Consider the following 16,519-nt stretch of genomic DNA (forward strand, 5'->3'; position numbering starts at 1 on the left):
ACGAATGACAGTGCCGCCCTGGCCGCCTCAAGCACGGCCAGAGCGATAATCCAGGGCATCTCGGTCCCGTGTCAGTGCCCTTCGGAGGCGCCGAACATCGACTTGGCGTAGATGATGCCGAGGCCATAGGCGCCACCGAACTTCTTGGCGATGCCGGTGGTCATCTCGTAGGTCTCGGTACGGGCCCAGTCGCGCTGCAGCTCGAGCATGTACTGCAGCGCCGTCATCGGCCGCACACCGGCCTGCACCATGCGGTCCATCGCCCGCTCATGCGCCTCGTCGGAGACGTCGCCGCAGGCGTCGGCAATGACATAGACTTCGAAACCCTGGTCGAGCGCCGACAGCGTCGGGCCGACGATGCAGACCGAGGTCCAGAGCCCGCACATCACCAGGCGCTTCTTGCCGAGGCGGTTGACCTCTTCGATCACGGCGGCGTCTTCCCAGGTGTTCATCGAGGTGCGGTCCAAAAGCGTCTGGCCCGGGAAGGCGTCGGTGATCTCGGAGAACATCGGACCGGAGAAGGTCTTCTCGGCAACGGTGGTGAGAATGGTCGAAACGCCGAAGCCGGCGGCCGCATGGGCGACCAGTGCGGCGTTGTTGCGCAGCAGCACCGCATCGATCGACTTGGTCGCAAACGACATCTGCGACTGGAAATCGATCATGATCAGGGTGTGGTCCTTGGGCGAGACGAGGAGTTTGCCGGGGGTCGCTGTCGCGGGCATGGTCGTGGCCTCTTTCTATTGAAACTGGCTCCGATTGGAGAGGCCCAACTATGCCGCCGACGGCGGTCCCGTTCTTGTCGCCAAAGATGGATTTTTGAAAATTTCGCTCGTCATACCGGAGACTGTTAGTCTGATCCGGGCCGCTTCGCCGCACAACTATATTTGCGGTAAGCCCTACGACTGCCGGCTGCGTCGCCATTGGCGCGGCGTGGCCCCCACCGCCTGCGCGAAGGCACGGGTAAAATGGCTCTGATCCGAAAAACCGCAGGCGGTGGCGATCTCGCTCAGCGATGTGGGAGAGAACTGCAGCAGGTCCTTGGCCTTTTCGATCCTTTGCTGCAGCAGCCAGCGGAAGGGCGTGCTGCCCATGGTCTCCCGAAAGGCGCGGAGAAAAGCTGCCTGCGACAGGTTGCAGGTCGAGGCCAGCTCTTCGACGGTAAGCTCGCCGTCGAGACGGGCTTGCACGAGTTCGCGAATACTTGCCTGGCAGCGCTGCGAGAGCCTGCGTCCTCCAGCCAAACTTTCGCCGCGGCCGTTGCCGTACTGTCGCACCATATGCACGCCGATTGCGACGGAAAGCTGATCGACGAACAGCGCGCTGCGATCGGTGTAACCGTCCACCGACGCAAACAAGGCACCGAGCATGCCGCCGAGAACAGGATCGGGCGAGCCGGAAATGGACCTCAGCTCGCTGACTCCCGTGGCATTTGCTGCATCCGCAATCCTCTGGAGCGCACCGTAGCCGATTTCAAGCAAAGTGAAGTCGAAGGAACCTTCCAGATCCGCTTTGTAGTCGTCGGCGAAGTTCCTGACGTAAATGGAATTCTGGCCGAACTCCTGGATCGCCGAGTGATGCTCCCCGAAAACCCGGCGGCTATGACCGCCTGCGAGCGACAGGCCGATCAGATATCCCCGCCCATTGCCAGGAGTCGCGACCCTGCCCGGCGGACCCGCTGCCGATCGCTTGCGATAAAAGACCATGTCGCGGCCTTCGATCGTCCTGTCGTCATCGAGCTGGTCCAGCGAACATCCGAGGCTGTCGCGCGGGCGCAGTCCGACCGAGGCAGCGGAGGCATTCGTCATCGTCTTCGCTCCTGTTTGTCGAGACCACCCGCCAAAAACTCCCGCAGCGCTAATGAAAACGAAACGCGCGGAACCAACCGACGCCCGGATTGCTGCGCGCCTGGGACGCGTGCCACGCAGTTCATTCTCATCATCATCTGCAGGAGCGGCCTATGATGGCCCCGGCCGCCGCGTCATTCTTGCACGCTTTTCACGTGTTTTGAACAATCTGCATGAGGGCGCGCCCTCTTTCCACGCTATTACTGATCTACCGCCACCCCGACGGAGCGGTTCTTTTTCCTGAAGCGCGCCGGCGTTTCCGCCGTCTGGCTGGTGAACACCCGGGTCATGTGGCTCTGGTCGGCAAAACCGCAGTGGATCGCGACTTCGGCAAGGGGGGTGTCCTGAAGCAGACACTCCTTGACCCGCGCAATCCGGTATTCGGTCAGCCACCTGGACGGCGTGCGCCCGAAGCTCTCCTTGAAAGCCTTGTTGAAATAGCTGCGCGAGAGCTCGCACTGGGCGGCGAGATCGCCGATCGAAAACGCCTTGTTGAAGTGTGCGACCAGAAAATCCGTCGCCAGCCTCTCCTGCCATGGCGCGAGCGTACCCTTCTTGTCGACAGGGAAATGCAAACCGCCATAGGTCTGGCTGAGATGAGCCAATGCGGCAAGGTTGATCTGTTCGACGAAAAGCAGATTGGCCCGGTCCGGCTCTTCGAGCGAGGGCAGCAGCGCCTGGGCGAGGCCGAACATCACCGGATCCACGTATCCCTGCACGGAAGACAACGACACATACTCGCCGCGTCCCGCCCTTTCGGTGAAGGCCCGCATGCAGGCGAATGGGATGTGGAAGCGGACATTGTCGAAGGGCGACAGATGGTGGCACTGCCATTGGTCCCGAAGATCGGTGATCGCGAGCGATGCCTTGGAGTGCCCTCCCTCATAGACGAGTTCGCCGCGCCGCCACAGGCGATGTGCCTCGAAGTCACGCATCTGGACGATGACGTTGAAGGCGTCGGCGACCGGGATCAGCGGCCCGAGGTCCAGATCGAAGCGATCCGAAAAGGTTCTCGTCACGGTGATATCGCCCGCGCTGATCCTTTTGACAGTGGGGCGCAGTGTGCGCTCGCTTGCGCCCAGTCCCGCTTGTAAGGCCATCGGTCAGGGTCTCCCAGTATCGAGCTCAGCCGCCTGCTTCGGCGGCGGGGCAGATGCTACAACGGTTGGCGGCTGCATTACAGAGGCAAATCTCAGGGGACATCGCAGAGCTTCACAGGTCAACGGACGCTCCCCTCACTGCCGCCAGCGCGCGCGCCACACGGCCGGCGCCACTCCCGTCACCTCGCGAAAGGCTTCGATGAACCGCGCTTCGTCGGCATAACCGCAACTGGCGGCGGTTTTGGCCACCGACCACCCCTCCTCGATCAGATAGCGTTTGGCTCGGCCGATCCTGTACCGCATCAGCCACGCCTCCGGCGTTTGCCCGGTCACGGATGCAAAGGCCGCGGCAAAAGCGTCCTCACACAGGTTTGCGGCCGACGCCGCAGCCGCAAACGAAAAGTCCTCGGCCCAATGGTCGATCATGAAGTCCTTGGCCGCCTTCTCCTGCCACACGGACAGATCGCGGCTGGCGGATGCATTGGCTCGATCCGGATAGGCGTGCAGGAGATGTGCGCAGATGGCGACAGCGATGTGCTGCAGTACGGGGCCCGGTTCCTTCTCGCTCTTGGCGAGAAGCGGCAGCAGCGCCAAGGCAAGATTGTGTATGACGTCGTCGATCTCGCCGCGGCGGCACCTGAGACCGGTGGCGGCCGGAGCGTGCGAGAACTCGGAGACTTCGCGGAACAAGGCCCGCGGCAGGTGGAAGGCGAGTGAATCGAGATCGCTGACAAGCCGGATACTGGCGCCCTGAACGAGATCGACGAGGCAGATCGACCCCTGCCTGTAGCGGCGAATTTCACTCTCGCCTTCGTCCGGCACCACGTCGCGATGCATGACGTCCTTGAAATAGAACATCAGGAAATAGGCGTCGTCGGCGGGAAGGGACACGACGCGGCTCATTGCTCCATTCAGCCGGCATTGCAGGCGCGTGACCGAAAACCGGGCGTCGCGAACGGGCCGAGCCGCGAGAAACGGCGCCTTCGGCTCGCCAAAACACGCTCCAATGCCATTCGGTTCTTTCATAATCTGCCGTCCACCTTCGCCTCCTGGCGATGGAGTTCATTCTTCGCGTGGAAACCTGCCTGGATGCATGATCGCTCCGATGACGAACGCACAGGGGATCAACTCGCTTTTGCCGTCATGTCCGGGGAAAATGCAGGGTGGCGCCACCAATTTCTTGTATCCTTTGCTCACATTTAGCCGCAAACGACTCTGTTTTGACGGAAGCCCGTTGTGCGTGAACCGATCGCGCAATGCTCGCGGGACTCCTGGTCGATTGTCTTGTGGGGGCAAAGGGCCGATATCCGAGCCCCTCTACAATCGTGGCGGGCATGAAATCGGACAGGAGGCATTGAAGGTGCTGCGGGAATTCCTTCAGGAGCCCACAGGCAGAAGTGATGCGGGCCGCATCGGCTGACGCGGCCCGCGATCGATTACTGTGAGGCAGCTTCGAGATCGACCTTGTCGAGCAGAAGCGCGGGATTTTCGGCGGCGCCCATCAGCTCGAGTGCGCCAATCCCGGCTTCATCCTTGGCCTTGACCTTCAGGGTGAAGGCGCCGGGCTTGCTGATGAACTGGGTAAACGCACTTGCCACGTCCTGCAGCTTCGGCTGTGTGGCAGCAAAATGCTGCACGCCAGCGCTCGTCATCAGCACGAGGAGACCGCGAACGCTGTCCTCGGTCATGTGGTTATCCTCGGCATAGAGTTTGATGCCCTTGGCCACGATGCCCTTGTCTTCGAGCTTGAGCGTGGCTTCCCGGGCCGTGAGGCCGAAGAGCGCCACCTGCGCAGCGGTCATGTCGCCGGAGAAGAAGTCCTTGCTCGCGCCGCCCATCAAGCCGGAGAAGGAGAAGCTGCCCATGTCCTTGCCACTCAAGGAGATATCCTTGATGACGAGGTTCTCGTTCGGCTCATCCCAGGTCAGCTCGACGTTGGAAGAGAACACCAGCTTGTCGAAGCCCAGCTTGCGCAGCGTCGCGAAGCCTTCCTCCTGCGTGTCGGCAGGAATCGGCACGCTGAGATCGCGATAGCTGACGCGCACATCCGTCGGGATGCCGTTGTGCAGCTTGGTCAGGGCCAGCTCGTAGTTGTCGAGCGTGAAACGGACGCGCTCCGGAACGGAAGGCACGGCCGCCTGCTCGGCCGGCGCTTCGGCCATCGGATCGTCCTGGGCATCGCCGGGGACCTCTGCCTCGGATGAGGCGTCGCCATCGGTTGCCTCATCCGGCGCCGGCTCGGCGCTGACCGACGGATCGGCCTCGCTTTCGGTGGCGCTCTGGTCGTCTTCACCAGTTTCGCTGTCGGTCACGCTTGTCGGCGCGCTGCCGGGCATGTCCACGTCCAGCCCGGCGATGCGGATCGTTCCGAATTCCGGCATCAGGGTGGTGAAGGGGAAGGTTTCAAACTCTTCCTCTTTCAGGCCCGCCAGCTTCGTGAGCGCGTCCATGGTCGGAGCCCAGGAGAAGCCCTTGATGCTTGCTTCGGCGAGCTTGACGTAGTCTGCGCCTTCTCCGGCGGAAAGACCGTGCAGGGCACCGTCGAAGCTGCGGCCATTGAGCTGCATCGCCATTTTGTCGACGGCGAGCTTGATCGTCTTGCCTTCCTCTTCGCTGCTTTTGTCCGGCACTTCCATCTTGAGACCGAGCAATTCGATGTCGCCGCTGCCGATCATGTCGACAACTGAAAGGATGCGCTTGAAGAACGCCTGCCGCTCAGCCGGCGGCAACGTTTCGGGGTCCGTCACCCCTTGCAACTTCTTCAAGGTCTCCAGCAGCGGCTCGGCCGGCATGCGCGCGCTGAAGCCCTTGCTGCGCACTTCGTCATAACCGAACTGCGCCTCGCCGTCGGAGAAGGAAAGGTTCTTTGCCGACATCGGACCGTAAAGCGGCTTCGGCTCCTTGTCGTCCGGGCCGGCCTTTTCCGTGTAGATCCGCACCATATAGGCCGCGTCGAAGTTCTCGCCTGCGACAGCCCCGATCGAGCCGTTCATCTGCTCGCGCTTCGTTGCGCCTTCTCCGTCTGGAACATCCATGGCGAAGGCGAAGCTTGCACCGCTCGCCGAATAACGGGCGACGCGGCCGGCGGCGATGTCCTCGAGCGCGAGGTCCTTGTAGACCGTCTTCTGCTCGGTGCCGGCCACATCCTGGCTGATCGTCGCCTCCGGCGCCGAGATCCGTTTTGCGGCAAAGCGCTCGATGCGTTTCAGCGTCGTCAGCTCACCCTGATCGCCTGCCTTGGAAAGCGCGCCAGCGAAGAAGTCCGGTTCTTCGAGGATCGCATGCGGCACGGAGAACTTGCCTGCGGCGATATCGAGCTCGAGGCCCTTCACATCAAGCTTGCCGCTCAGGAAGAAGATCTTTGGCCGGCCATCGATCGCGGCGACCTGCACACGGGCGCCATTGGCGAAGGGCAGCGTCACGTCACGCAAATGAATGCGCCCGAGGAAATCCGCCTCGACGGAGCCCGCCTTGCCGCCACGCTCGGCGATGAACTTGTCGACCGTCCTTTCGAGCATGAATTTGCCGCCGACCACGCCGGCGGCTGCGATCGCGACCACCGCGACGGCCGCCCAAAGTGCTTTGCGACGGCCCTTGCCGGCCCCAGTTTCTGTCTCAGCCACGATGTCTGTCCTTTCACCACGCGAAAAATGGAAAAGCTCTTTGAGTCTTTGCGGATGTGACTAACCATTGGTGCTTTCTTACGCAAGTTTGGCGGGAGTACAGTGCACCAATATTCTTGTGTGGGCTGCAATCGGCAAAGCGTTCGCGCGTCATCAAAGATGCATACAGGGCTGCAAGCATGCGCTTGTTGCCCTGCCGTCCATTAGCCATAGGATCGTCTTATCGCCACCATCAGGAAATCCAACTTAAATTAATGAAACCACTTTGATAGAGTTGCCGGTGCAATGAGGGAGACGCAGCCAGTGGCGAGACCGCTTCGCGGAACGACAACCACCGACGGCACAAAGAATGCCGCAAGCCGGGCCCGGCGCATCGCTGGCCCGCACAGCCTGCCTTTCCTCTGATCCGCACAATTCACGTTATCGCAAAGGGAGATAGAAATGGACGCGAAAGCCGACAAAACGGGCAAATGTCCCGTCATGCACGGAGCTCAGACGAGCGCTCAATCCGCCGGCACCTCGAACCGTGACTGGTGGCCGAACCAGCTCAACCTGAAGATCCTGCACCAGAATTCCTCCCTTTCCGACCCGATGGGCGAAGCCTTCAACTATGCCGAGGAATTCAAAAAGCTTGATCTGCCAGCGGTGAAGAATGACCTCTTCGCGCTGATGACCGATTCGCAGGATTGGTGGCCGGCCGACTTCGGCCACTACGGCCCGCTCTTCATCCGCATGGCCTGGCACAGCGCCGGCACCTACCGCACCGGCGACGGCCGCGGCGGCGCAGGCGCCGGGCAACAGCGCTTTGCGCCACTCAACAGCTGGCCGGACAACGCCAACCTCGACAAGGCGCGCCGCCTCCTCTGGCCCATCAAGCAGAAGTACGGCAGCAGCATCTCCTGGGCCGACCTGATGATCCTCGCGGGCAACTGTGCGCTCGAGTCGATGGGCTTCAGGACCTTCGGCTTCGCCGGCGGCCGTCCGGACGTGTGGGAACCGGAAGAGGACATCTACTGGGGTACGGAAAAGACCTGGCTTGACGACAAGCGCTATTCCGGCGACCGCGACCTCGAAAATCCGCTCGCAGCGGTGCAGATGGGCCTGATCTATGTCAATCCGGAAGGCCCGAACGGCAACCCGGACCCGGTCGCTGCGGCCCGTGACATCCGCGAGACCTTCGCGCGCATGGCGATGAACGACGAGGAAACTGTCGCGCTCATCGCCGGCGGCCACACCTTCGGCAAGACCCATGGCGCCGGTGATGCCGCCAATGTCGGTCGCGAGCCGGAAGGCGCCGGCATCGAGGAACAGGGCCTCGGCTGGGCAAGCACCTACGGCAGCGGCCGTGGTGGCGACGCCATCACCAGCGGTCTCGAAGTCACCTGGACGACGACGCCGACCAAGTGGAGCAACAACTTCTTCTGGAACCTCTTCGGCTACGAATGGGAACTGACGAAGAGCCCGGCCGGTGCGCACCAGTGGACGCCGAAGCATGGCATGGGCGCCGGCACCGTCCCGGATGCGCATGACAAGTCCAAGCGTCACGCCCCGTCGATGCTGACGACCGACCTCGCGCTACGCGTCGACCCCGCCTACGAAAAGATCGCACGGCACTTCTACGAGAACCCGGACGCCTTCGCAGACGCCTTCGCTCGCGCCTGGTACAAGCTGACCCACCGCGACATGGGCCCACGCGCCCGCTATCTCGGCCCGGAAGTCCCGGCCGAAGACCTGATCTGGCAGGATCCGATCCCCGCCGTCGATCATCCGCTCGTCGACGCAAAGGATATCGCCGACCTCAAGGCCAAGATCCTTGCTTCCGGCCTTTCGGTCTCCGAACTGGTCTCCACCGCCTGGGCGTCCGCCTCGACCTTCCGCGGTTCGGACAAGCGCGGCGGTGCCAACGGTGCCCGCATCCGTCTTGCCCCGCAGAAGGACTGGCAGGTCAACCAGCCGGCACAGCTGGCCAAGGTGCTCGAAACCCTCGAAGGCATTCAGCGCGCCTTCAACGACGCGCAGTCCGGCGGCAAGAAGGTATCGCTCGCCGACCTGATCGTGCTTGGCGGTGCGGCCGCAATCGAGAAGGCAGCGAAAGCGGCGGGCCACGACGTTGAGGTTGCCTTCGCACCAGGTCGCGCAGATGCCAGCCAGGAGCAGACCGATGTCGACTCCTTCGAAGTGCTCGAGCCGATCGCCGATGGTTTCCGCAACTACCAGAGGACCCAATATGCGGTTTCGCCGGAAGAGCTGCTGATCGACAGGGCACAGTTGCTGACGCTGACCGCGCCGGAAATGACCGTTCTCGTCGGCGGGCTTCGTGTCCTCGGCGCGAACCACGATGCGACCAGGCACGGCGTCTTCACCGATCGCCCGGAAACGCTCAGCAACGACTTCTTCGTCAACCTGCTCGATATGGCCACCGCGTGGACGGCGACGTCGGATGCCAAGGACGTCTTCGAAGGTCGCGACCGCAAGACCGGCGAGGTCAAGTGGACGGCCACCCGCGTCGATCTCGTCTTCGGATCCAACTCGCAGCTTCGGGCAATCGCGGAAGTCTATGGACAGACGGATGCCAAGAAGAAGTTCGTGCGCGACTTCGTGGCCGCCTGGAACAAGGTGATGAACGGCGATCGCTTCGATCTCACCTGACATTCCGGCCTGATGCCACCATCGACCGCAGGTCCCGGCATAAAGCCGGGACCTGTTTTTAGAGCATCCACGCGAAATGCGTCACCTAAGGTTGCAATCCCGGCCCCGCGGCCGCCACGGCGCAACACACGTTAAACGGTCGCCATCGGGTGACGGGTTCAATCGAACCATCCTGAACCTCGCGCCAGCAAGCACTTCCGCCTCGGACGGGACAAGGGGTGCAAACCATTGCTTTTGTGACAAGTTCTCCTTCGTACGGTCCAGCTCCGGCAAACCCATCCCATTTATGTGGTCGACATCTTATCAACCATTAGTTGCGTGACTTGAGGCAGAGAACGTGTTCTGCTTTCAACGCAACGAGGGCGCCTGCCCAGGCGCGCTGAAGTCATCTCAAGCTGTTTCGTTCAGGGGGAACGTTGCATGCGTCATACGAGAATGCTCGCCGCTTCATTTTCATCATCTCTTCTCATCGCAATCGGCCTTACGGCGCAGACCGCGTTCGCCCAGCAGGCTCCGGCCGTGGTCGTGGCGCCGGCAGCAATCATGGACCTGCGCGAAAGCGTCGACCTGACCGGCAAGGTCACCGCCATCCAGAAGGTCGATATTCGCGCCCGCGTGCCGGGCTTCCTCGAAGCCGTCAACTTCACCGAGGGACAGAAGGTCACCGCTGGCACGGTGCTCTACCAGGTCGAAGACGGCGCCTATCGCGCTGCCGTCCAGGAAATCCAGGGACAGATCGAAGCGGCCGAAGCCTCCAAGGATCTCGCTGTCCTTGAGCGCGATCGCGCCGACCAGCTCCTCACCACCAAGACCGTCTCCCAGGCCAAGGTGGACGAGGCCAATGCCGCGGTCCGCAAGGCAGACGGCGATCTCGTGCGGCTCAAGGGCAGCAAGGACAATGCCGATCTCAACCTTTCCTACACGAAGATCGTGGCCCCCTTCGACGGCATCGTCGGCCTGACCGCCGCCGATGTCGGCGCGCTCGTCGGCCCGGACAGCGGGTCGCTGGTCACGCTGACCCGGCTTGATCCCATCTATGTTCAGTTTCCGGTAGCGACCGCGCTCTACCTCACCTATCGCGAGCGCGTGCTGAAGGGCGAGATCAGCGGCGGCGCCAATGTCGGGCTTGGGCTTCCGAACGGCACGGAATACAAGCAGAAGGGCACGATCAACTTCATCGCCAGCAACGTCTCGCAAGGCACCGACACGGTGACCGTGCGCGCCGAATTCCCCAATCCGGACAGCATATTGCTCGACGGCGCCCTGGTGCGCGTCGTGCTCGAGCAGTCGGACAAGCAGGATGTTCTGGCCGTGCCGCAGCAGGCGATCCAGCGCGACCAGCAGGGTGCCTTCGTTCTGGTGGTCGACGCCAGCTCCAAGGTGGAGCTTCGCCGCGTCGATGTGGCGCGCAACACCCGCGGCCAGGCGGTGATCAGTAAGGGCCTGAAAGAGGGCGAGAACGTCATCACCGAGGGGGCGGGCAAGGTCCGGCCGGGCATCACCGTCGATGCCGCCACGGCAGCAGGTGGCTAAGCGATGATTTCAGAGATCTTCATCGATCGCCCGCGCTTCGCCACGGTCATATCCATCGTGCTGACGCTGGCAGGCCTGCTGGCGCTCACCCGTCTGCCGATCGCGCAGTTCCCCGACATCGTGCCGCCGCAGGTCAGCGTCACGGCAAGCTATCCAGGCGCCGGCGCCGACGTGGTGGAAACCACCGTTGCCCAGCCGATCGAGAGCAAGGTCGTCGGCGTCGACGACATGCTCTACATGAAATCGACGAGCGGCGCCGACGGCTCCTATACATTGACCGTCACCTTCGCCGTCGGGACCGACCCTGACATCGCCACCGTCAACGTGCAGAACCGCGTGTCGCTGGCCGAGGCCGGTCTACCGTCCGAGGTCAAGCAGAGCGGCGTCAGCGTGCGCAAGAAGTCGTCGGCGCTGATGCAGGTGATCACCATCTTTGCTGCGGACGAGAAGCAGAACTTCGATTCCCTGTTCCTGTCCAACTACGCCACGATCAACGTGCTCGACACGGTCAAGCGCGTGCCCGGCGTCGGCGATGCTCAGCTCTTCGGAGCCCAGGACTATTCGATGCGCGTCGTCCTCGACATCGACCGCATGACGAGCCTGGACCTGACGCCAACCGACGTGATCAACGCGTTGAAGGCGCAGAACGTTCAGGCAGCGATTGGCCGCATCGGCGCCCAGCCGATGACCGACGATCCGCTGTTCCAGCTCAATCTTCAAACGCAAGGGCGCCTCACCGATCCCAAGCAGTTCGAAGACGTGGTGCTGCGTGCAAGGCCCGACGGCTCCTATGTGCGCATTCGTGACGTCGCGCGCGTCGAGCTCGGCGCCGCCAGTTCCGATTCCAACGCCCGGATCAATGGCAAGCCTGTTGCCATGATCGGCACCTATCAGGCGCCGGGCGCCAACGCGCTTGCCGCCGCCAAAGGCGTGCAGGAGGCGATGGAGCGATTGTCGAAATCCTTCCCGCCGGGCCTCACCTATTCGGTCTCCTATGACACGGCGCAGTTCGTCGAAGCGAGCGTCGACAACGTCGAAGAAACGTTGTTCGAGGCCTTCGTCCTCGTCATTATCATCGTCTTCCTGTTCCTCGGGAACTGGCGGGCAACGCTGATCCCGCTCGTCGCCGTTCCGGTCGCGCTGATCGGCACTTTCGCGGTGCTGCTCGCCATGGGCTTTTCGCTCAACACCGTGTCGTTGCTGGCATTGGTTCTGGCGATCGGTATCGTCGTCGACGACGCCATCGTGGTCGTCGAAAACGTCGAGCGGGTGATGGAGGAAAATCCCGGCCTCTCAGCAGCGGAAGCCGCGCGTCGTGCGATGGGTGAAATCACCGGCGCCATCGTCGCGATCACGCTCGTGCTTCTGTCGGTCTTCGTGCCGGTCGCCTTTATCCCGGGCTTGAGCGGCCAGCTGTTCCAGCAGTTCGCCGTCGCGGTCTCGGTGTCGATGGTGATCTCGGCGATCAACGCGCTGACACTGAGCCCGGCGCTCTGCGCCGTGCTCCTGAAGCCGCACCACGGACCGAAGCGCGGCATTCTCGGCTACATTTCGCGCACCATCGACAAGGGGCGCGACGGTTATGCCTATGTGGCCGGCCACATCGCCCGCCGCGCGATCATCGGGCTTGCGTTGCTGGCAGTCGCCTTCGTCGCGACCGGCTTCCTCTTCCGTGTCGTTCCGACCGGCTTCCTGCCGGCGGAAGACCAGGGCGCCTTCTTCACAGAAATCCGCCTACCGGAAGGCGCGTCGTACAACCGTACCGACGCTGTCGTGAAGCAGGTGGAGACGATGCTTGGCGGCATCGAGGGGGTCGCCAATGTGATCACCGTCACCGGCTACTCCTTCCTCGATGGCCTGTCGAAGTCCAACTCGGCCTTCGCGATCGTCACGATGAAGCCCTTCGCGGAGCGCCTGAGTGATGCGGCCGGCGTCGAAGCGGCGATCCGCACGACCATGGCCAAGGGTCAGGCGATCCGCGGCGCACAGATCTTCGCCTTCAACCTGCCACCGATCATGGGCCTCGGCACCGGATCGGGCTTCGAATATCAGTTGCTTGACCTGCAGGGCCGTTCTGTCGCCGATCTTTCGGCCACCGCCGGCGGACTGATCATCGCCGCCAACCAGAACCCGGCGCTTGGCCCCACCTTTACCACCTATTCGGCGAGCTCGCCGCAGCTCTATCTCGATATCGACCGCGACCGTCTGCAAGCGCTCGGCGTCTCGGTGAGCGATCTGTTCACCACGCTGCAGGGCACGCTCGGCAGCTACTATGTCAACGACTTCAACCTCTTCGGCCGCACCTGGAAGGTGACGATGCAGGCTTCTCAGCCGGACCGAAACGCCGTCGACGACATTCAGCGTCTGCACGTGCGCAACGCAAACGGCGACATGGTGCCGGTCGCTTCGGTCGCCAAGGTCGACTATATCGTCGGCCCGCAGTCGATCGTACGCTACAACAACTATCGCTCGATCACGCTGAACGGCCAGCCGTCCGCGGGACATTCGTCCGGTGAGGCGCTTGCCGCGATGGAGGCGCTCTCGGCTTCGACATTGCCGCCCGGATACAGCTACGAATGGACCGGAACGGCGCTGCAGGAACTGGAAGCGGCCGGCAAGACCACCGCCATCCTGGCGATGGCCGTGCTCTTCGCCTACCTCTTCCTGGTGGCACTCTATGAAAGCTGGACGATCCCGGTGCCGGTGCTGCTGTCGGTCGCCTTCGGCGTCTCGGGTGCGCTGCTGTCGGTGCTCGTCGCCGGGCTTTCCTTCGACATCTACGCCCAGATCGGCCTCGTCGTTTTGATCGCGCTCGCCTCGAAGAACGCGATCCTGATCGTCGAGTTCGCCAAGGCCCACCGCGAAGCCGGCGCTTCGATCGTCGATGCGGCGATCGAAGGCGCGCGCGCCCGCTTCCGTGCCGTGATGATGACGAGCTTCGCCTTCATCGTCGGCCTGGTGCCGCTGGTGGTCGCCAAGGGCGCTGGTGAACTCAGCCGTCGCGCGGTCGGCACCGGCGTTGCCGGCGGCATGCTTGCCGCTGCACTCGTCGGCATCTTCGTCATCCCGGCGCTCTACGTTGCCTTCCAGTGGCTGCGCGAGCGCGGCCACAAACTCGCCGGCATTTCCATGCACCCGGTCGGAGCGCACGGCGCGTCGGCAGAAAGCGACGCGACGGAGAGCGGCGCCCAGACACCAACCAGCCATGGATAGGCTTGACGACCCGACGGCAACATCGACAACGGGGCCGGTCCGGCCCGTTTCCATTCGACCCTTTCCGCCAATCGGCGTTGGATCCGCCTGCCCCGCAATCCCAACAGGAACTGCCTTCGGGGTTGCCGGGCCCCTGTTGCGACGGCGCGCGTCAGCAGAGGGTGATCCCCACGTCCGCCAGATAGGCGTCGAACACATCGGGCGCCTGCTCCAAAGCGGCAACCGCCACGTAGGTATCGGGGCGCAAGAGATAGGCGGCATCGATGGCCAGGCCCGCGGCCGCGTGCTCCTCGGTCCAGGGAAATACGTGGAGCGGCACGCCGCGCGCCGCGCACCATTGCTTCAGTGCGCCGGACGCCGCACCATAGACATGAACTTGCCAGGCGATGGCGGCAAGGGGCGCGTAGTTGTCGAGACCTTTGACCAAGACCCAGGGAAGCCGATCTCCGCCGTCCACCCGGCCGGCCTTGCCGCGGCTTAAAGGTCCGCCACGATAGTTCAGCTGGGTTTGCGAGAGGATCCGGAACAGAAATGCCCTGATGCCACCTATGCGGTAGGCGACACCTGCCAGAACCGGCGCAATCTCGACCCGCAAAAAGTCCGCGAAGCGGCCCTCTGCCGTTACGAAGGTGAACAGGCGATCGGTCGTCTCCACGAGCTGGTGTGCGAAGCCGACGCGTTCGCGCTCATAGCTGTCGAGAAGACCATCGGGCGCTCGTCCCCTCAGCACCGCCGCGAGCTTCCACGCAAGATTGATCGCATCGCCGATCCCGGTGTTCATGCCCTGCCCGCCGACAGGGCTGTGCACATGCGCCGCGTCCCCCAGCAGGAAGGCACGCCCCTCCCGAAAACGGTCAGCCACACGATGATGGACGCGATAGGTCGAGAACCAGTTGACCTTGTCGATGGTGAGCCGCAGGCCCTCGATCGCCCGGTGGCTGACATCTTCGAAGGTGAGCTTACCCACGTCTTCGCGCTCGTCACGGACCAGGCCAATAAGGCGTCCTCGCCCCTTGGCATAGGCGAGGAGTGCTACGAAGTCGCCGCTTTCGAGCGAAATATGCGCCTCGCCATTGGCCGTCGGGCCGCTCACCTCGACGTCGGCCACGTAGAAAGTCTGGTTATAGGTGCCGCCCTCAAACCCGATAGCGAGCTTGTGCCGCACCGCTGAACGGGCGCCATCGCAGCCAGCGAGGTATCGCGCAGCGCTGACCTCCTCGCTGCCGTCAGGCAGCCGAAGGCGCGCGCGGACCGCGCCGCCCGCGTCTTAGAAGTCGACCAGCTCGGTCTGCCGCTCGACGGTGACGCCCATGGTTTCCAATCGCTCGGTCAGCAAGTGCTCATGATGATCCTGCGGATAGACCAGGACAAAAGGGTAGGGCGTCAGCTCCCCACCGGTGGGGCCAAAGGGGATATGTGCCCTGATCCTGCCCTTCGCCCAAAGGTTGACCGACGGGTTGCGGTGTCCGGCCGCGATCACCGCTGTCGCCAGATCGAGCTGGCAATAGAGTTCGAGCGTTCGCGCATGCACCACCATCGCCCGCGACGTCGGGCCGGGACCGGTGTTTCTATCGACGATGCGGACCTTCACCCCCTGGACGGTCAGCCAGAGAGCAAGCACCAGCCCTGTCGGTCCCGCGCCGACGATCAGAACATCCTGTTCCGTCACCCTGCTCTCCGCTCGCCTTCGCCGGCGGCAAAAGTTGCGCCGGCATCTTCGCCGACCCTACGCCCACGCGACGGACAAAGCCAAGCTGTGCAGAAAGTGCTTTGTGGCAACTCGTCTGCGGCGCGTCCGGCGCTCACCTCCGGATCAGCCACGTGCCCGCAAATTTGCAATCAGTTGCTGCTGTCCCACGCGGATCACATGCTCCATCGCGCTTCGTGCACCTTCCTCGTTGCGGAGGCGGATTTCCTCGACGATGCGGATATGCGCGACGGCGACACGATCAATCTCGGTGCCATCGGCCGCCGCGTTGCTCAACCGGAAAACGCCGATCAGGGCCGCCTCGATCAGGCCGCCCACCGTTTGCATGAACGGATTGAGCGAAGCTTCGAGCAGGCGGAGATGGAATTCGAGATCGGCAATGGCCAGCGTCTGCGCGCTGTGCCCGGCATCGCCCATGGCGACCGCCAGCCGCATCATATGGGAGATATCGGCGTCCGTGGCGCGGCGCGCAGCCAGCCCAGCCGCATAGGGTTCCAGAGCGAGACGGACCTCGGTGACATGGCGCAGGAACTCCTCATCGACACCGGCCCGGAAATGCCAGGAAAGCACGTCGCCGTCGAAAAGGTTCCAGTTCGCCCGCGGCATCACGCGTGTGCCGATGCGGGCCCGCGCGACGACGAGCCCCTTGGCGGCGAGCGTCTTCATTGCTTCCCGCAGAACCGTACGGGAGACGCTGAATCGTGCCGCAAGCTCCACGTCTCCGGGCAGGATGGCGCCGACGGCGAATTCCCCTGCGACAACCGCCTGGCCGAGCTCTTCGACGACGAGCCGGTGGCTCGTCCTTTTACGCGGCGGCTGGAAGAATGGCCACATCGCACGGTCCTTGCG

Annotated in this window: 9 protein-coding genes and 1 pseudogene; 3 read left to right on the forward strand and 7 right to left on the reverse strand. The window is 63.2% G+C overall.

The features are described from left to right. Positions 1 to 71: 71 nt before the first annotated feature. The 5 genes from ACN9MO_RS25855 to ACN9MO_RS25875 form a co-directional block, all read right to left on the reverse strand. Entirely contained in the window at positions 72 to 722 is a 651-nt protein-coding gene (locus ACN9MO_RS25855; protein ID WP_057255441.1) for a hydrolase, read from the reverse strand. A 174-nt stretch (positions 723 to 896) separates the two neighbouring features. After that, entirely contained in the window at positions 897 to 1,805 is a 909-nt protein-coding gene (locus ACN9MO_RS25860; RefSeq protein WP_057255440.1) for a helix-turn-helix domain-containing protein, read from the reverse strand. Positions 1,806 to 2,044: 239 nt separating this feature from the next. Beyond that, positions 2,045 to 2,944 carry a helix-turn-helix domain-containing protein gene (locus ACN9MO_RS25865; RefSeq protein WP_113132615.1) on the reverse strand — a complete coding sequence of 300 codons (900 nt, stop codon included), beginning with the start codon at positions 2,942 to 2,944 and terminating at the stop codon, positions 2,045 to 2,047. A gap of 135 nt (positions 2,945 to 3,079) precedes the next feature. Further along, the gene (locus tag ACN9MO_RS25870) at positions 3,080 to 3,970 is read right to left on the reverse strand and encodes a helix-turn-helix domain-containing protein (protein WP_113132614.1); all 891 of its coding nucleotides are present in this window, start codon (positions 3,968 to 3,970) and stop codon (positions 3,080 to 3,082) included. Positions 3,971 to 4,380: 410 nt separating this feature from the next. Next, positions 4,381 to 6,567, reverse strand: coding sequence for a hypothetical protein (locus ACN9MO_RS25875; protein ID WP_113132613.1), 2,187 nt, complete (start codon positions 6,565 to 6,567; stop codon positions 4,381 to 4,383). A 441-nt stretch (positions 6,568 to 7,008) separates the two neighbouring features. Between ACN9MO_RS25875 and katG the strand changes: the two genes are divergently transcribed. The 3 genes from katG to ACN9MO_RS25890 all read left to right on the forward strand — a co-directional run bounded on the left by katG (position 7,009) and on the right by ACN9MO_RS25890 (position 13,962). Further along, entirely contained in the window at positions 7,009 to 9,216 is a 2,208-nt protein-coding gene (gene katG, locus ACN9MO_RS25880; protein ID WP_057255436.1) for a catalase/peroxidase HPI, read from the forward strand. Positions 9,217 to 9,636: 420 nt separating this feature from the next. After that, positions 9,637 to 10,749, forward strand: coding sequence for an efflux RND transporter periplasmic adaptor subunit (locus ACN9MO_RS25885; RefSeq protein WP_057255435.1), 1,113 nt, complete (start codon positions 9,637 to 9,639; stop codon positions 10,747 to 10,749). Between the two features lie 3 nt (positions 10,750 to 10,752). After that, the gene (locus ACN9MO_RS25890) at positions 10,753 to 13,962 is read left to right on the forward strand and encodes an efflux RND transporter permease subunit (protein ID WP_112996406.1); all 3,210 of its coding nucleotides are present in this window, start codon (positions 10,753 to 10,755) and stop codon (positions 13,960 to 13,962) included. Between the two features lie 151 nt (positions 13,963 to 14,113). Here the strand turns inward: ACN9MO_RS25890 and ACN9MO_RS25895 are convergent. Together ACN9MO_RS25895 and ACN9MO_RS25900 are read right to left on the reverse strand one after the other, a co-directional pair. Then, a pseudogene (locus ACN9MO_RS25895) lies at positions 14,114 to 15,631 on the reverse strand (FAD-dependent monooxygenase). Positions 15,632 to 15,775: 144 nt separating this feature from the next. Next, the gene (locus ACN9MO_RS25900; protein ID WP_112996408.1) at positions 15,776 to 16,504 is read right to left on the reverse strand and encodes a FadR/GntR family transcriptional regulator; all 729 of its coding nucleotides are present in this window, start codon (positions 16,502 to 16,504) and stop codon (positions 15,776 to 15,778) included. Positions 16,505 to 16,519 lie beyond the last annotated feature (15 nt).

The organism is Ensifer sp. R-19, assembly GCF_049905105.1.
In the GTDB taxonomy this organism is placed as follows: domain Bacteria; phylum Pseudomonadota; class Alphaproteobacteria; order Rhizobiales; family Rhizobiaceae; genus Ensifer.

Bases quoted from the DNA above. Each gene is read 5' to 3' on its own strand.
- ACN9MO_RS25870 (WP_113132614.1), bottom strand. From the start codon at position 3,970: ATGAAAGAACCGAATGGCATTGGAGCGTGTTTTGGCGAGCCGAAGGCG.
- ACN9MO_RS25890 (WP_112996406.1), top strand. From the start codon at position 10,753: ATGATTTCAGAGATCTTCATCGATCGCCCGCGCTTCGCCACGGTCATA.
- ACN9MO_RS25855 (WP_057255441.1), bottom strand. From the start codon at position 722: ATGCCCGCGACAGCGACCCCCGGCAAACTCCTCGTCTCGCCCAAGGAC.
- katG (WP_057255436.1), top strand. From the start codon at position 7,009: ATGGACGCGAAAGCCGACAAAACGGGCAAATGTCCCGTCATGCACGGA.
- ACN9MO_RS25900 (WP_112996408.1), bottom strand. From the start codon at position 16,504: ATGTGGCCATTCTTCCAGCCGCCGCGTAAAAGGACGAGCCACCGGCTC.
- ACN9MO_RS25860 (WP_057255440.1), bottom strand. From the start codon at position 1,805: ATGACGAATGCCTCCGCTGCCTCGGTCGGACTGCGCCCGCGCGACAGC.
- ACN9MO_RS25865 (WP_113132615.1), bottom strand. From the start codon at position 2,944: ATGGCCTTACAAGCGGGACTGGGCGCAAGCGAGCGCACACTGCGCCCC.
- ACN9MO_RS25885 (WP_057255435.1), top strand. From the start codon at position 9,637: ATGCGTCATACGAGAATGCTCGCCGCTTCATTTTCATCATCTCTTCTC.